At 35.7% G+C, this 14,981-nt stretch carries 12 protein-coding genes and 2 pseudogenes; 2 read left to right on the forward strand and 12 right to left on the reverse strand.

Translation table 11 applies throughout. The features are described from left to right. Positions 1-38: 38 nt before the first annotated feature. From AAIE21_RS00705 to AAIE21_RS00735, 7 genes are all read right to left on the reverse strand, one after another. Positions 39-614 (reverse strand): biotin transporter BioY, encoded by a 576-nt coding sequence (locus tag AAIE21_RS00705; RefSeq protein ID WP_343265021.1) that lies wholly within the window; start codon positions 612-614, stop codon positions 39-41. A 314-nt stretch (positions 615-928) separates the two neighbouring features. Continuing rightward, entirely contained in the window at positions 929-2,548 is a 1,620-nt protein-coding gene (locus AAIE21_RS00710) for a long-chain fatty acid--CoA ligase (RefSeq protein WP_343265022.1), read from the reverse strand. Between the two features lie 137 nt (positions 2,549-2,685). Next, complete coding sequence (locus AAIE21_RS00715) at positions 2,686-4,113, reverse strand: amino acid permease (protein ID WP_343265023.1); 1,428 nt, start codon at positions 4,111-4,113, stop codon at positions 2,686-2,688. Positions 4,114-4,354: 241 nt separating this feature from the next. Beyond that, positions 4,355-4,558, reverse strand: a complete 204-nt coding sequence (locus tag AAIE21_RS00720; protein ID WP_343265024.1) for a hypothetical protein — start codon at positions 4,556-4,558, stop codon at positions 4,355-4,357. A gap of 235 nt (positions 4,559-4,793) precedes the next feature. After that, positions 4,794-5,042, reverse strand: a complete 249-nt coding sequence (locus tag AAIE21_RS00725) for a DUF2164 domain-containing protein (protein WP_343265025.1) — start codon at positions 5,040-5,042, stop codon at positions 4,794-4,796. Positions 5,043-5,057: 15 nt separating this feature from the next. Then, positions 5,058-5,516, reverse strand: coding sequence for a peptidoglycan recognition protein family protein (locus AAIE21_RS00730; RefSeq protein WP_343265027.1), 459 nt, complete (start codon positions 5,514-5,516; stop codon positions 5,058-5,060). Between the two features lie 14 nt (positions 5,517-5,530). Then, a complete protein-coding gene (locus AAIE21_RS00735) occupies positions 5,531-6,334 on the reverse strand; it encodes a protein phosphatase 2C domain-containing protein (RefSeq protein WP_343265028.1) in 804 nt (267 codons plus the stop codon). A gap of 149 nt (positions 6,335-6,483) precedes the next feature. On the opposite strand from AAIE21_RS00735, the gene AAIE21_RS00740 reads away from it, so the two are divergent. Then, a complete protein-coding gene (locus tag AAIE21_RS00740; RefSeq protein ID WP_343265030.1) occupies positions 6,484-7,293 on the forward strand; it encodes a YitT family protein in 810 nt (269 codons plus the stop codon). A gap of 27 nt (positions 7,294-7,320) precedes the next feature. Here AAIE21_RS00740 and AAIE21_RS00745 read toward each other — a convergent pair whose 3' ends face one another. Beyond that, on the reverse strand, positions 7,321-7,689 hold the full coding sequence (locus AAIE21_RS00745) for a VOC family protein (protein ID WP_343265031.1): 369 nt from the start codon (positions 7,687-7,689) through the stop codon (positions 7,321-7,323). Positions 7,690-7,967: 278 nt separating this feature from the next. Between AAIE21_RS00745 and AAIE21_RS00750 the strand changes: the two genes are divergently transcribed. Next, the gene (locus AAIE21_RS00750) at positions 7,968-9,509 is read left to right on the forward strand and encodes a BA3702 family sensor histidine kinase (protein WP_343265032.1); all 1,542 of its coding nucleotides are present in this window, start codon (positions 7,968-7,970) and stop codon (positions 9,507-9,509) included. A 43-nt stretch (positions 9,510-9,552) separates the two neighbouring features. Here AAIE21_RS00750 and putP read toward each other — a convergent pair. The 4 genes and pseudogenes from putP to AAIE21_RS00770 form a co-directional block, all read right to left on the reverse strand. Beyond that, positions 9,553-10,927: pseudogene (putP, locus tag AAIE21_RS00755) on the reverse strand (sodium/proline symporter PutP). 44 nt (positions 10,928-10,971) lie between these two features. After that, positions 10,972-12,546, reverse strand: coding sequence for a glutamate synthase-related protein (locus tag AAIE21_RS00760; protein ID WP_343265034.1), 1,575 nt, complete (start codon positions 12,544-12,546; stop codon positions 10,972-10,974). Between the two features lie 89 nt (positions 12,547-12,635). After that, positions 12,636-13,763 (reverse strand): annotated as a pseudogene (locus AAIE21_RS00765) (oxidoreductase). Between the two features lie 613 nt (positions 13,764-14,376). After that, the gene (locus AAIE21_RS00770; protein ID WP_343265035.1) at positions 14,377-14,853 is read right to left on the reverse strand and encodes a CarD family transcriptional regulator; all 477 of its coding nucleotides are present in this window, start codon (positions 14,851-14,853) and stop codon (positions 14,377-14,379) included. Between the last annotated feature and the right edge of the window lie 128 nt (positions 14,854-14,981).

Genomic DNA, 14,981 nt, shown 5'->3' on the forward strand with positions numbered 1-14,981 from the left:
TACGTGTTTCTTACATTTTATAAAGTCTCTTACGTTCTTTAACTAGCGTTTGAGATTTTATCTTTCTTTAAAGCAGGTGTAATCACATATTTCAATGAACGATGTAATCTAGGTACAAGAATTGCTGCAATCACAGCTTTGACAAAATCACCTGGTAAAAATACAACACTCACTTTCATCGCTTGCCATACAGAGATATCCATGATAAATGCTTGAACAGTCACACCAAATATATAAACAACTAGAATACCACCAATTATATTAATCAAAAATACTTTTATAGCAGATACATGACGTAAACTCTCTACAAGATACCCTATTACAAACGCTCCAACAACATATCCGATTAAATACCCTGCACTTGGACTAACAAATACGCCTGGACCACCGCGGCCACCAGCTAACAATGGCGCTCCTACTCCAACAACAAACAAGAAAACCATTTGACTTAATGCTCCAAGACGTGATCCAAGCAATCCTCCCGCAAGCATAACACCAAGAGATTGCAATGTAATCGGAACAGGTGTTACAGAAAGCGCAATCGGGGGTATCAGTCCTAACACACCCATAATTGCACTGAATAAAGCAACAAAAACTAAATTCTTTGTATTCATGTTTTTATTTCTCCTATTTGTAAACTATAAGTCATTATAAGATAACATATCATTGGTGTTATCTTACCTTTTCGCTTGTATTTTTGTCAACAACTTTATAATTTTAGTTAACAATTAAATCCACTATAAACTAACAACATGATTCAATACAAAAAAGCGACTCCCATCGGTAGGAGTCGCCTCTTCTTATAAAATGAAACTTTAATCAGCCCTCACCAATCGGGCTTGTACGGACAGTTCATCTCCTACCTAACTTCTTCTCTTTCACTGAATTTTGAGGTGGGAGTGTGACTGTCCACAAATAGCGGGATAAATTATTTTTCGCTACCTTTATGCAAATTCTCTAGTTCTTTTCGTAATGCTTGTTTCAAAAATTTCCCGACGGATGTTTTTGGAATTTCTTCCATAAACACAATATCATCCGGTAACCACCACTTCGCAAACTGCGGTCTTAAAAATTCATATAACTCTTCTCTCGTTACAGAACTATTTTTCTTTTGTACAACACATGCAACAGGTCGCTCCTGCCACTCGGGATGAGGAACCGCGACAACAGCTGCTTCAAATACAGCCTCATGCGCCATTAAAGCATTTTCTAAATCAACGGATGAAATCCACTCACCCCCACTTTTAATAACATCTTTTGTGCGGTCAACAATTTTAACACAGCCCTCGTCATCAACTGTAACAACATCCCCTGTATATAACCAATCATCACGGAAACCTTCTATAGTACGTTCGTCATTATAGTAACTTGCTGCTATCCACGGTGCTCGTAAACAGAGTTCCCCCATCTCAGTTCCATCCCACTTCACTTCTCCACCCGCTCCAACTACTTTCATCTCAACGCCTGGTACAAGATACCCTTGCTTTGACCTGATTTCAAGCTGGTCTTCGTAAGATAAATCTGTCTCATAGCTTTTTAACCGTGCAAGCGTCACAAGTGGACTTGTTTCAGTCATACCGTATGCATGCACAAAAGGAACATTATGTTTTTGTTCGAATGCAGCTATCACACTTTTCGGTGCTGCAGCGCCTCCACATAAAATTCGTTTCATACTTGATAGATCATAGCTATTATTTTCTAACTCTTGTAAAACACCAAGCCAAATCGTTGGTACACCAGCAGCCAACGTCACTTTTTCATCCTGAATCATTTCAAGTAAGATTTTCGGTGTAAACATCGGACCAGGTAAAACTTGTTTTGAGCCAAACCACGTTGCTGCAAAAGGTAGTCCCCAAGCATTGACATGAAACATTGGAACAATCGCCATTGCCGCATCACTTTCAGATAATGCCGCTGTATCCGCGAGTCCTAAAGCCATACAATGAAGTACCGTACTACGATGCGTATATACAACACCTTTTGGATTGCCTGTTGTCGCTGACGTATAACACATACCTGCCGGTGTGTTTTCATCAATATCTTTTAAAAATTGGAAATCAGGATCCCCTTCTGTAAGAAGCTGCTCATAGTGATAGACAGGCTCTAGAGAAGTTTCAGGAAGTTCTTTTTTATCGGTCATAATGATGTATGCTTGTACAGTCGATAGTTCATCTTTAATTTTTTCAACGAGAGGTATAAGGTCTTCATCAACAAGTAAAATGCGGTCTTCTGCATGTCCAATAATATAGGAAATATGTTGTGCAGATAAACGAATATTAATCGTATGCAAGACAGATCCAATACCCGGAATTGCGAAATATGCTTCCACATGACGATGATGATTCCACGCTAAAGTTCCAACTCGTTCTCCCTCTTTTATCCCTAGTTTCTTCAATGCGCTAGAGAGTCTTCTTGTTCGCTCTCCTAATTGCTTATACGTTAAAGTGGTAATTGTATCATGTGTACGCGAAACGATTTCTTTCTTTGGAAACAGCTTTTCTGCCCTTTCTATCATGGAACTGATTGTTAATGGTACATTCATCATCATATTTGTCCCAACCTCCTGTTAAAACGTTTTCATTTTTAAACATTATATCAAACTTTTATAAACAAAAGTTTTACTTTTCTGTATTTTCTGAATTATTTCCGCAGAAATAATATTCTATTTGACTTATAGTAATCTTTTTATTCCCTACCGCTTGATATCGTATCTTTGTCTACGACAATATTCCTTTCATTGGCTTTTTTCCATATCATATACCCTATACTTATCATTAATAGAAATGGGACCCCTGTCAATAATGTAGTTTTAAACATATCAGTAAACCATGTTGTGATAATAATTGCTAACATCAATATCACTCCTAATATGGTTAAATACGGAAATCCCCACATACGTACCGGCAGCTTTCTTCCACCATTCTTATCCCACTTTTTTCTGAAATATAAATGAGTAACAAAAATCATCATCCATGTGAACATCGCTCCAAACATGGAGATTCCCATCATTAGCATGAACGCTTGATTAGGAGAAACAATCGTAACTACGGTTGCTAACGCGATTCCAATTGTAGACAAGAACAAAGCCGAAACCGGAACTCCTCTCTTACTAAGTGTTCCAAAGCGCTTTGGTGCATATCCCGCTCGCGATAATGAAAACATCATGCGTGTTGTAATATATAATTGGCTATTCATCGCTGATAATGCTGCAATTAAAACTACAAAATTCATAATACCAGACGCACCTGTAATATGAAGTAACTCCATTACTTTAACAAATGGACTTTTATCCACACCAGCAGCTTTCCAAGGAACAATCATCAACATGAGAGCTAATGTACATAAATAAAATATAATCAATCGATAGATTGTTGAACGAAGAGCCTTTGGAACTGCTTTTTCTGGATCTTTTGCCTCTCCAGCTGTAACAGCAATCATTTCGATACTCAGGTAACTAAATATAGCAACACAAACGGCAACCCACATGCCCCACCAACCATTTGGGAAAAAGCCCCCATCATTTATGTAATTTTGCACACCCATTTCAGGATTAGCATTTGTACCAAATACGACATAAGCTCCTAGCAAAATAAAACCTAAAATAGCGATAATTTTAATCATTGAAAACCAATATTCAATTGTTCCAAATAAATTGACACTAGTAGCATTTACAAAAATAAGTATGCCTGAAAAAAGAATGACCCAAATCCAGCCTGGTGCAGTTGGAAACCAGTATTTCATATAGACAGAAACTGCTGTTACCTCTGTTCCGACCGCAGCTACAATGCTTGCCCAATATGCATAGCGAACTGTAAAACCAGCCCACTGTCCAATATAATGCTCTGCATATGCCCCAAATGATCCCGATGTTGGATGTGCTACTGTCATTTCAGCTAAACACCCCATCAGTAAAAAAGCGATAACCGCACCTATTCCATAGCTAAGTAGAACACTTGGACCTGCTAATCCAATTGCCATTCCACTTCCTAAAAATAAACCTGTTCCGATTGCCCCTCCAATTGCAATCATCGATAATTGCTTGGTAGACAGCCCTCGTTGTAATCCTTTCTCTCTTTCTATAATGCTTTGAAACTCTCCCTCTCTCTTTTTCATATACTCCCTCACTTCTATCTATTTTGTATACATTTATAACAGTATAGGAAAGAAATTGACTCCTTGTCAATTTTATTGTTAGAAAATTCAATCTTTTTCACGAACCAATAGAGGAGAGTTACCTGATCAAGCTACTCTCCTCTATTGGTTTCTTCATATGTATCTAAAATATCGCCTACGCTAATTCCCCTTAATATAAGACGATTTGTATTCAATATTGGTTACTTCTCTTTTTCATGTATCATAGTGGTTTCTTCTTAAACTTTTGATAATTTCGCACTTTCAATAAAAGTATACTTCCACAATCCGTACAAATATAAGCATCTACTGGAGAAGACGTAAACATCGTCTCTTTTTTTCTTATTTGCGCATATCCAACAAACTCTCCTTCTCCAATATTGTTAGAACCACAATAAGAGCATGTATGTACCTCTTTCTTTCGCATGAGAGCACCACCTTCGTTCTGTTTCTACTCCCTTCGACAGTAATCTTCCATTTTCCTTCCACAAAAAAATCCCTACTTCTCCTAAATTTTGAAAGGAAAAGTAGCATTAGAGTCACCTTCATACATTACAAATACATTATTACATTCTTTTAAGATAGAGACTGTCATACTTTATTAATTCAAGAGTACATGAACATAAAGAACATAAGTAAAAAGAGCCTATTAAAGGCCCTTTTTACTTACCATCCTGCTTTTCTAGTACATATAAATCCTCTTCTATATTCGACAATTTATCTGTAACTAATTTTCTAGCATCCCCAATTGCTTGGTTATATGCATACGGTCCAATTAATTTTATCATTTCTTCGATTAAACGCTCTGCTTGAAAACGCCCAATACTATTTAGGTCTTCCTCTTCAAAAAACTGCTGAATTTGTTCTACAAGCTCATCTTTCTTTTCATTTGGTATTTTTATATTCATCATGCTTCATCTTCTCCTCTATTTTTGCGATAATATTTCCCTTAACTCTACCATAGAAAAACGTGTTCCTGGACAAGTTTTTGTAACACCTTCTAATTCACGATGACCCAGTATATGTTCTTCACATATCGAGAATCGCTCCATAAAGTCTCTACATAACAAATGTAAAGAATCTATTTGCGCTAAAGTTGGATCATATTTATCAAAATTACCTGTCATGCAAATCCCTATCGTTTCACTATTATATCCTTTTGCATGAGCTCCTATATATACTCCCCTGCCTTCAAACACAGTCCCATCTTCTTCAATAAAATAATTATATCCAATGCCGCTCCAACCTCTTACCTTTTGATGGAATTCATGTGTTTTATGCACATCCCATCCATCTTCAGCTGTGTGATGAATGATAAGTTTTGTTACATTTTGTAAAGGCTGCAATTCATCTTGAAACTTCAGTTTTGCTTGTTTAACTTCCATTCAGAACCCTCCTTTTACAACTCAATCATAATTATCGTTTTATCATCTGGTCGAATCCGCTTTTTCTCTTCTAATTCTTCTATTATAGAAACATACTCTTCTATACTATGCCTTCTTACATATTCTACTGTTTGCTCAAGTGACCAGTCCGGATGAAATAATCCATCCGAACAAATAAAAACCCCTTTCACTTCAGCAAGTGGTAATTCTCCTTGTTGGATCCAAGTAATTGCTTCTGGCATTCCATTTGCTACTGAATACCCATTTGGCATATTGGCAAGATAGCGATTATATTTTAATTGCTGCCTACTGTCATTAAATAGATGCTCTTCCGGTACAGGAAGCCCCTTTTTTCTATCTTTTTCACGTTTTCTTTTCGCTCGTGCACTAATCCCTTTTACCGTATCCTTTGTTAGTACCTTCATAGTTCCATCATGAAATGCAGCAACAATCATACAATCACCAAGCTGCGCATATTGAATGCTTCTATCCTTTATACGAACTACAGCAATACATGTACACCATAAATGATCTTTCTTTGTCTTATCAATCTTATAATCTATCATTTTTTCTTGTAATGCTTCATTTGCATTTGTAATTATCTCTTGTAAACTTTTCACTTCTTTTAGCGATGTAAAATGACTTGCAAATAAATTAGATGCAAGATATGCTCCATTATGCCCTTTCTCATCTTGAAACGGTATAAGTGGCGTTGCACCATCACATACACCATAAACTTTCAATCCTTCATTACAAAAAAACGAATCTTCACACTCCTGTTTCAAAGGACTTTTCTGTTGATACGTTTTAATTTCCATATCTTCACACCTCTTTAATAAAGTTCAAAAAATTAATTCGATTTTTTAAATTAGTCTAATTTTCCGAAATAAACTGTTTTTCCCTAAAACTTTCAATTTCATATATAATCTTGAAATAATACGATTTTTTAGTGAAGGACGGGAAAAAGATGGTCAGATTTCTTGGAGTTATTATTGGTTCTATCATTATTGCAGTTGCCTTTAATCTTTTCCTTATCCCCCACAAGATTTTAAGTAGTGGAATTGGCGGAATTGCTATTATCTTAGGAATTGTAACCCCTGTAAACACAGGAATTATTAACTTTGCATTAAACTTACCTATTCTTATTTTAGGATACATAGGTCTTGGAAAAAAAGTAATTTTTAATACAGTTGTTTCTGTTGTTGTATTATCTGCAGCATTATACTGGATTCCAGTACAAATTGTCGCAAAAGATCCGCTTCTTTCTTCTGTATTTGGAGGCGTAATTGCAGGAGCAGGAATTGGTCTCGTCTTTAATTGTCATGGCTCTACGGGCGGATTTGATATTATCGGTATGCTTTTATCTCGAAAAAGAGATATTAAACTAGGTGGTTTCCTCATCGCTTTAAATACAGTCGTTGTTGTCATCGCTGGATTTTTCTTTGACTGGGATGTAGCATTAACGAGTTTACTCTCAATCTATGTAACAGGTAAAGTAATTGATGCTGTTCATACGAAACATCGTAAAGTTACACTTATGATTGTAACAAGCCAAGCTGAAGAAATGAAAAAGAAACTTCTTTCAACGGTTGTACGTGGAATTACACTTCTTGATGGCGAAGGTGCATACTCAAGTGAAAAAAAACGTGTGCTTATGACTGTTGTTTCACACGAAGAACTTGCTGGTATGAAACTAGCCATTTCTGAAATTGATCCACAAGCATTCGTTAATATTACAGAGACTGTTGAAGTATTAGGATTATTTAGAAAAGCTTAAAACCTAGGTGGAGTTCCACCTAGGTTTTTATTTATTCTCCATAAATTCTAGTCGATTCCCAAATGGATCGGAAGCATAAAATCTAATTACATCCAGGCGAGCATGATCATCTATGACTTGAATCCCTTGTTCGACTAATTTTTTCTTAAATTCATCAATTTTGTGAACATAAAAAGCTGGATGCGCTTTTTTAGCCGGAGAAAAAGATTGTTCAACCCCGATATGAATTTCTTGATTTCCACAACGAAACCAACAACCACCACGTTTTCTTAATTCTTCAGGTTTCGGTATTTCTTCTAAACCTATTTTATGTCCGTAAAAGTCTCTCGCTTCTTCTTCACACCCTACAGGTGCTGCTACTTGTACATGGTCAATCCCTTGAATGTAACTTATCATATGCCTCTCCCCCTTTATATTTTTATTTTATAGTATACAGCTTAAAAAATAACTTATATAAGTTTTATAAAACTCCATAAGATTTACTTAACAGCCATATACATATGGTTTGTTTTATAATGAAGAAGGTGTTTTAATAAAAGTTTATCAAAAAGAACGAAAACACATTCTATTCTGTAACTTTGTTTTTTTATAGAAATATATAACATTTTTCATATATTATATCTATAATAGGTTATTGAATCTGTTTTAGATGCTAGATGCACGGAGGAAAAGTTATGAGTCGGAAAAAGTTCTTATCTATTCAAAGAAATCGCCATTCGGCTATACCTCGCCGTTTGCGAAATCATATTCAAAATTGTACTTTAACAGAAATGTATGCATCTCTTTTTGAACATAATCCTGATAGTATTATTTCATTGAACTTACAAGGAATTATATTACATATTAATCCATCTGCAGAAAAAATATTGGGCTATACTTCAGAGGAATTAGAAGGAAAAACAATTACCTCTATTATAGAAGCACATATTTCTGATCAAGTACTGCGATATATAAAAAATACTACAGCTGATAATCAAGAAGAATACATACTTTCTATCTTGCATAAAGAGGGATATCAAATAGATGTAGTTACAAAATTAGTTCCTATTTTTGTTCAAAACCATCTCACAGGTGTATATGCAATTATGAAACCGCTCGAGAAATCTGAAAGAATCGAAAAAATGCTACAAGAGAGCGAAAAACGTTTACGTACATTAATGGACTCAATGCCTGCATTTGTTATCTTTAAAGATCATGAAGGACGCTGGCTTGAAGCAAACAATTATGCACTTTCTTGCTTTGATTTTCATAATGTTCCTTATCACGGTAAAAAAGATAGTGAACTCGTTCAATATAATGAAGCGTACCGCGAAGCATTTTTACATTGCGAAGAAATTGACGAATTCGCATGGCAACAAAAGCAAATTATTCACGGTGAAGAGTTTATTATACATAGAAACACATCCAATCTCATCTTAGATATTTCAAAAGTTCCGCTTTTCCATTCTGATGGTTCCAGAAAAGGACTCATTGTTATGGGGAGAGATGTTACCGAATTAAAAGAAACAGAAAAGTTATTACAAAAATCCGAAAAGCTAGCAGTAGTCGGACAGCTAACAGCAGGAATCGCTCATGAAATTCGGAATCCATTAACTGCCTTAAAAGGTTTTCTAACATTGTTACAACCCGATATTAGCGAACAAAATAAATGGTACGTGGACGTTATGCTAAGTGAAATATTACAAATGGAATCCATTACAAGCCAGTTTATGGCAATGTCTAAACCACAAGTTTTATCGATACATTCTTGCCAAATCAAAAAATTAATTGAAGAAGTTGTAACCTTCATTCTACCTACAGCAATTATGCATAGTGTACATATTATCATGGACCATTCTTCTGTTATGCCCGAAATTCAATGTGATGGAAATCAATTAAAACAAGTCTTCATTAACATTTTAAAAAATGCAATAGAAGCCATGCCCTGCGGAGGGAACATTTTCATTCAAATAAAGCAACCGAAAAATGATTTTACTTTAATACGTATTATAGATGAGGGCTGTGGTATTCCCGAAGATCGTATTTCTCGTTTAGGTGAACCTTTCTATAGTTTAAAAGAAAAAGGAACTGGACTAGGTTTAATGATGTGCTATAAAATTATCGAAGAACATCATGGTAAACTAGAAATTTCAAGTGAATTAAATAAGGGAACAACTGTAGATATTTACTTACCTATTTCCCCACCTAGGCATAATAACGAAAGAGAAAAAGAGTAAATGGAAAAACCATTTACTCTTTTTCTCGTAATCTATTCATATCTCATTCCATTGCTTGTTCAAGTACTTTTTCCATTTCCTTAAACTCACGATGGATAGCTTTTACAGGCTCTTTTGTTAGCAAGCTTACTATTATAACAGCTAATAAACTTAACGAAAATCCTGGTACTATTTCATACATAGTTTCTTTTAAAACTGGAATCTGCACCCATGTAATTACTGTTACGGCACCAACAATCATACCAGTGAGTACACCCCATTTAGTCGTTCTCTTCCAATATATACTAAGTAAAATTGCCGGACCAAACGCAGAACCAAATCCTGCCCATGCATAGCCAACAAGAGTTAGAATCGTATCACTTGGATGATGCGCTAGAACAACTGCAATCACAGCTACTACTAAAACGGAAAGTCTTCCAATGAATACAAGCTCTTTATCCGATGCGTTACGACGGAAAAATGTTTTATAAAAATCCTCAGTCACCGCACTAGATATAACGAGTAATTGTGAGGAAATACTACTCATAATAGAAGCTAAAATCGCTGATAATAAGAATCCAGTGATATATGGATGGAATAAAATATTTGAAAATGTCACAAAAACCATTTCTGGATCTGCTAACGTTTCACCATTTTTAGAGTAATAAGCAATACCAACAAGACCTGTTAACATAGCACCAAGTATAGAAACACTCATCCAGCCAATCCCAATTCTTCGAGAAGTTTTTAAATCTTTAATAGAGGTAATTGCCATAAAGCGGACAATAATATGAGGTTGGCCAAAATATCCAAGCCCCCATGCTAAAAATGAAATGATTCCCAATATAGTAGTTCCTTTAAATATATCCAAATGAGCTGAATCAACATACTTTACTTCACTAAAAGCCGCTGTTACTCCTCCAACATCTGTAAATGCAACAATTGGAACTAATACAAGTGCAATAAACATAATGCATCCTTGTACGAAGTCAGTCCAGCTAACGGCTAAAAACCCACCGAATAGTGTATACGCGACAACAACACCCACTGTTACAAATAAACCAATTTTATAATCAAGATGAAAAGAATTTTCAAATAATCGTCCACCTGAAACTAAGCCGGCTGACGCATAAAATGTGAAAAAGACTAAGATAACAATAGCGGAGACAAAACGAAGTATTTTCGTACGATCTTTAAATCGATTTTCTAAAAAGTCCGGAATGGTAATGGAATCATTCGCTACTTCCGTATACGTACGTAAACGCGGTGCAAGAAGTAAGTAGTTTGCATCCTAGTAAAAGACCAATCGCAATCCATATACTCGACAACCCTGTCGCATACATGGCACCGGGCAATCCCATCATCATCCAACCACTCATATCTGAAGCACCAGCTGATAACGCCGTGACTGCAGGACCAAGACCTCGGCCACCTAACATATAATCCGATAAACATGTAAGGAATGTTTCGCACTATCCTTCTCTCATTTTTCAACTATGTTTGGAAATAATTTCGATAATGGAAGCACCCCGCCTTTTTCATCTTTAAATACAATATGATCTCTTGTTAAATGACGTGGACTGTTCACTCCTGCCGCTGCGGCTAATGCGAACAAACTATACCTCATGCTAATAATATAGTTCATCACCCGCCACTGTTTTTCATCTGGATCTAATGCTTTTTGGTAACGCGGATTCGTCGTTGCAACACCTGAAGGACATTGTCCTGAAGGACATTGAAGCGCCATAATACAACCGCTTGCCATCATAAATCCACGCGCAGAGTTAACTGCATCGGCGCCAATCGCTAAAGCTATAGCTACTTTATCAGGCGTTACTAGCTTTCCCGACGCAAAAATCTTTAATTTATCTCGGATTCCAAAGCGACAAGCTGTGTCAACAAATGTAATTAACGCCGGTATAAGGGGCATTCCCATACTGTCTGCCATCGATTTGTAAGTGGCACCAGAACCACCTTCTGAACCATCAATTGTAATAAAGTCCGGATAAATATTCAATTCTTTCATCGCTTGTAGTAAATCTTCTAGCGCATCTTGTTGTCCAATCACTATTTTCATTCCAACTGGTTTACCACCTGTTTCTTGTAAATCATGAATAAAGCGTAATGCGTCTTTAGCATGATGCAAAAAAGCAAAGCGATTTGGAGAGTTAATCGTTTCCCCTGCTTTTACTTTTCGAACAGCAGCTATTTTCCGGTTCACTTTTTGTCCTGCTAGATGACCACCACGTATTTTCGCCCCTTGCCCAAATTTCAGCTCGAATGCTTTAATATTCGATTCTTTAGCCTTAACTACAAATTCATCCATTGAAAAATTACCTTCTTCATCACGATATCCAAATAACCCTGGACCAATTTGAGCAATAATATTTGCACCCGTTTGTAAATGTTCTGGAATTACACCACCCTCACCTGTATTAATCCATGAACCCCCTGCCATTTTTGATCCATATCCTGTAGATAAAATATAGTTTTCACCAATAGTACCATAAGAAGTAGCAGACGCTCCAAACATTCCATATACTTTCCACGGGAATTTGCGATTCTCTCCAACTATCATTGCATCATCTTCCTCATATAGCCAAAGATTTGTTTCATCTGCAGTTAATTTTTCTTTTCTAGAAAACACACCTTCTTTATGAATGACATATTTTTTTGCAGCACGCTCTTCAGAAAGATCCACATTGAGTTCTTCTGTAAGAACTGGAAATAAAGTGTTTGCAATATAATATCCAGGTGCCTCAAAATCCCGTTTCGAACCAAAACCAAGAACTTCAGATCGATACTTTGCTAGAAACATAACACTTTGAAAATCATAGCGTGAAAAAGGTTTTCCATCCGTATCGTGATCAAACCAATATTGCCGAAACTCAGGTCCTATCTTCTCCAGTAAAAAACGCATCCTTCCTAAGTACGGATGAAGTTTTAAGATAGAGTGGTGCGTTCGTTTCTTTATAAAAAATGTAACCATAAAAAAGACGATAAAAAGTATTAATAACAATGATAATATACTAATAATAACGAGTAGCGTTCCATTCAATTTCGCTTCCTCCTATCATGCCATTCTCTTATACCTTTTGCCTACATAATAAAAGAAGAACACCTTAAGTGCTCTTCTTTTATTATTATTCATATTAATGTAGCAAGATGCTGCTTTGCATCGTATTCCTCTAAACTTTCCCCACGCTTAACACGATGAACAAAATCCGGATTAGCAATCAATGGTCTACCAAATGCTGCTACATCAATTGCTCCTTCTTATAGTGCTTCTTCTGCCTCTTTTGGATTTAAATTCCCCACCCCTACAATTATACCATTCCAATATTTACGAACTAACTGATGCAAGTTTTTCCCGTCAGCTATAACTTGCGTATAATTCATTGTTGAAGGATGAATCATCGTTAGTCCTACTTCATGGAACATCTCTATAAAAGTTTGAATTGCTACTTCAGGATTTCCCCACATATAGCTAGGGTTATCACCTTTAAATGCCGAAAAACAAAAAAGCGTTTTATCTGCACCCATCGCACTTATAACAGCTTGTAATACTTCTTTCATAAACGTTAACCTTTGTTTTAAGTCTCCGTCATATTGATCCTTTCGGTGATTCGCAAACTCATAAGTAAATTGATCAATTAAGTACCCATGTGCCCCATGAATTTCTACCCCATCGAAGCCCGCTTCTATCGCATTCTTAGCAGCTTGTGCATATTGTTCAATCGTTTCTTGAATTTCTTCTATCGTCATTGCTTCTGGCGTATCAAAAGGCTTCCGAAAACGTGGGACATTTCCTTGTGCTGCTATAGCTGAAGGTGCTTGTAGTAAGAAACCACTTGTTAGTTCATGATGACTCATACGCCCTACATGCCATATTTGGACAATAATGGTTCCACCTTCTTTATGTACTACATCTGTTACTGGCTTCCAAGACTCAATTTGTTCCCTTGTATAAAGACCTGGAACACCTGGATTCCCCTTCGCTCTTGGACTAATTACAATTCCTTCTGTAATAATTAGCCCCACACCATCTGCAGCACGTTTCTGATAATACTCGACTACATCAGTTCCAACTACTCCCGTTTCATCATTTGCAAAGCATCTTGTCATCGGTGCCATCGCAATGCGATTTCGAAGAGACTATGCTCCAACTTGAATCAGATCAAACAACTTTATTTCCTCAATATTTTCAAAGGATCCCCAATCGTTTATGTTCGTACCTTCGTAAATACTTGCCGCTTTATTATTTGAACTTGTCATTCCCACCCTTTAATTCAATCAAAAAACTAACTATACACGCATCATAATTTCTCCTGCACAACCACGCCAATTTATAAGCTCCCATCATATGATATCTTTATATTTAACTAACTAAATAATAAACATAAAATTAAAAGGGTTTCCAAATCAGGAAACCCTTTTAATAGTTGACCATATGGCGCTATCATTTCGTTTATCTCTTTTACGCAAAAAGATAAACAATTACTATTTACTATATTAGCAAATGTGAAAAATTCTTAACTATAGAAGTGAGATTGATTCATTATTCTTCTAGAAATAATAACTTATATTACCTAAAACAATGAAAGCCCTACCTCTCTTTCATCCTTACGGCTCCTTGTCCGTGCCAGTGTGAATCAGGATTGCAAAAATCAAGTAACTATTTTATCGAGTTATTTAATTCAACTTCGAACATTCGTAAAAGAAATTAAAAAATAAAAATGGATTAGATTGCAGTAATAACAAAAGAGGTTAATGCTCTAAAAGTGGTTTGAAAGAGTTGAATGTCTTTGAAATGATTGATTCTCTATAATTATATTCCCAAAAAATTCAAGATCTTTTTTGGGATGTAATACATTATCTACAATGAATCTTAACAAAAGCTTCTTATTTGACTTTCTGTGATACCTTCAATTAATCCCAGTTCACTAATCAAAAATTCATGTGCGTTATCTAACATTTTCTTTTCGCTTGCATTAAGTGCTTTTTCTTTCTGCATACGCATTAAATCACGTACAACTTCAGCACCTTCTTGTATTTTACCCGTTTTTATTTTATCCGTGTTCACTTTATACCTTTGTTTCCACGTAAGTAATTTATCTGATTCTCCATGCTGAAAAATATCTATTATGTGTGTTAATGCCGATATATCTGTAACTGGTCGTATATTTGAATTCAATATTTTCCCTATAGGAATCATTACTTCCATATTACTGGCCGACATTTTTATGACATAATACTGTTGTTTTTCACCTGAGATTTCCTTCTCTTCTATGGCTTTAATTATACCTGCTCCTTGCATTGGATAAACAATGTTATCGCCAATTTGAAACAAATAATCCACCTCCATATATGGTAACCTTCTCAAGGTTAACACACATTTGTTTTTTTAGCAAATTTTTAATAATATCATAAAATTATTTCACATGTCAATTCATTTACCCTAAAAAATCAAATTGTACAAAACACTAAAACAAT

The sequence above is a fragment of the Paenibacillus sp. 102 genome, from assembly GCF_039549175.1.
Taxonomy (GTDB): Bacteria; Bacillota; Bacilli; order Bacillales; family Bacillaceae_G; genus Bacillus_A.

Coding starts and splice junctions, on each gene's coding strand:
- AAIE21_RS00730 (WP_343265027.1), bottom strand. CDS start 5,516: ATGGAAGTTAAACAAGCAAAACTGAAGTTTCAAGATGAATTGCAGCCT.
- AAIE21_RS00720 (WP_343265024.1), bottom strand. CDS start 4,558: ATGCGAAAGAAAGAGGTACATACATGCTCTTATTGTGGTTCTAACAAT.
- AAIE21_RS00745 (WP_343265031.1), bottom strand. CDS start 7,689: ATGATAAGTTACATTCAAGGGATTGACCATGTACAAGTAGCAGCACCT.
- AAIE21_RS00710 (WP_343265022.1), bottom strand. CDS start 2,548: ATGATGATGAATGTACCATTAACAATCAGTTCCATGATAGAAAGGGCA.
- AAIE21_RS00725 (WP_343265025.1), bottom strand. CDS start 5,042: ATGATGAATATAAAAATACCAAATGAAAAGAAAGATGAGCTTGTAGAA.
- AAIE21_RS00770 (WP_343265035.1), bottom strand. CDS start 14,853: ATGGAGGTGGATTATTTGTTTCAAATTGGCGATAACATTGTTTATCCA.
- AAIE21_RS00705 (WP_343265021.1), bottom strand. CDS start 614: ATGAATACAAAGAATTTAGTTTTTGTTGCTTTATTCAGTGCAATTATG.
- AAIE21_RS00750 (WP_343265032.1), top strand. CDS start 7,968: ATGAGTCGGAAAAAGTTCTTATCTATTCAAAGAAATCGCCATTCGGCT.
- AAIE21_RS00735 (WP_343265028.1), bottom strand. CDS start 6,334: ATGGAAATTAAAACGTATCAACAGAAAAGTCCTTTGAAACAGGAGTGT.
- AAIE21_RS00715 (WP_343265023.1), bottom strand. CDS start 4,113: ATGAAAAAGAGAGAGGGAGAGTTTCAAAGCATTATAGAAAGAGAGAAA.
- AAIE21_RS00740 (WP_343265030.1), top strand. CDS start 6,484: ATGGTCAGATTTCTTGGAGTTATTATTGGTTCTATCATTATTGCAGTT.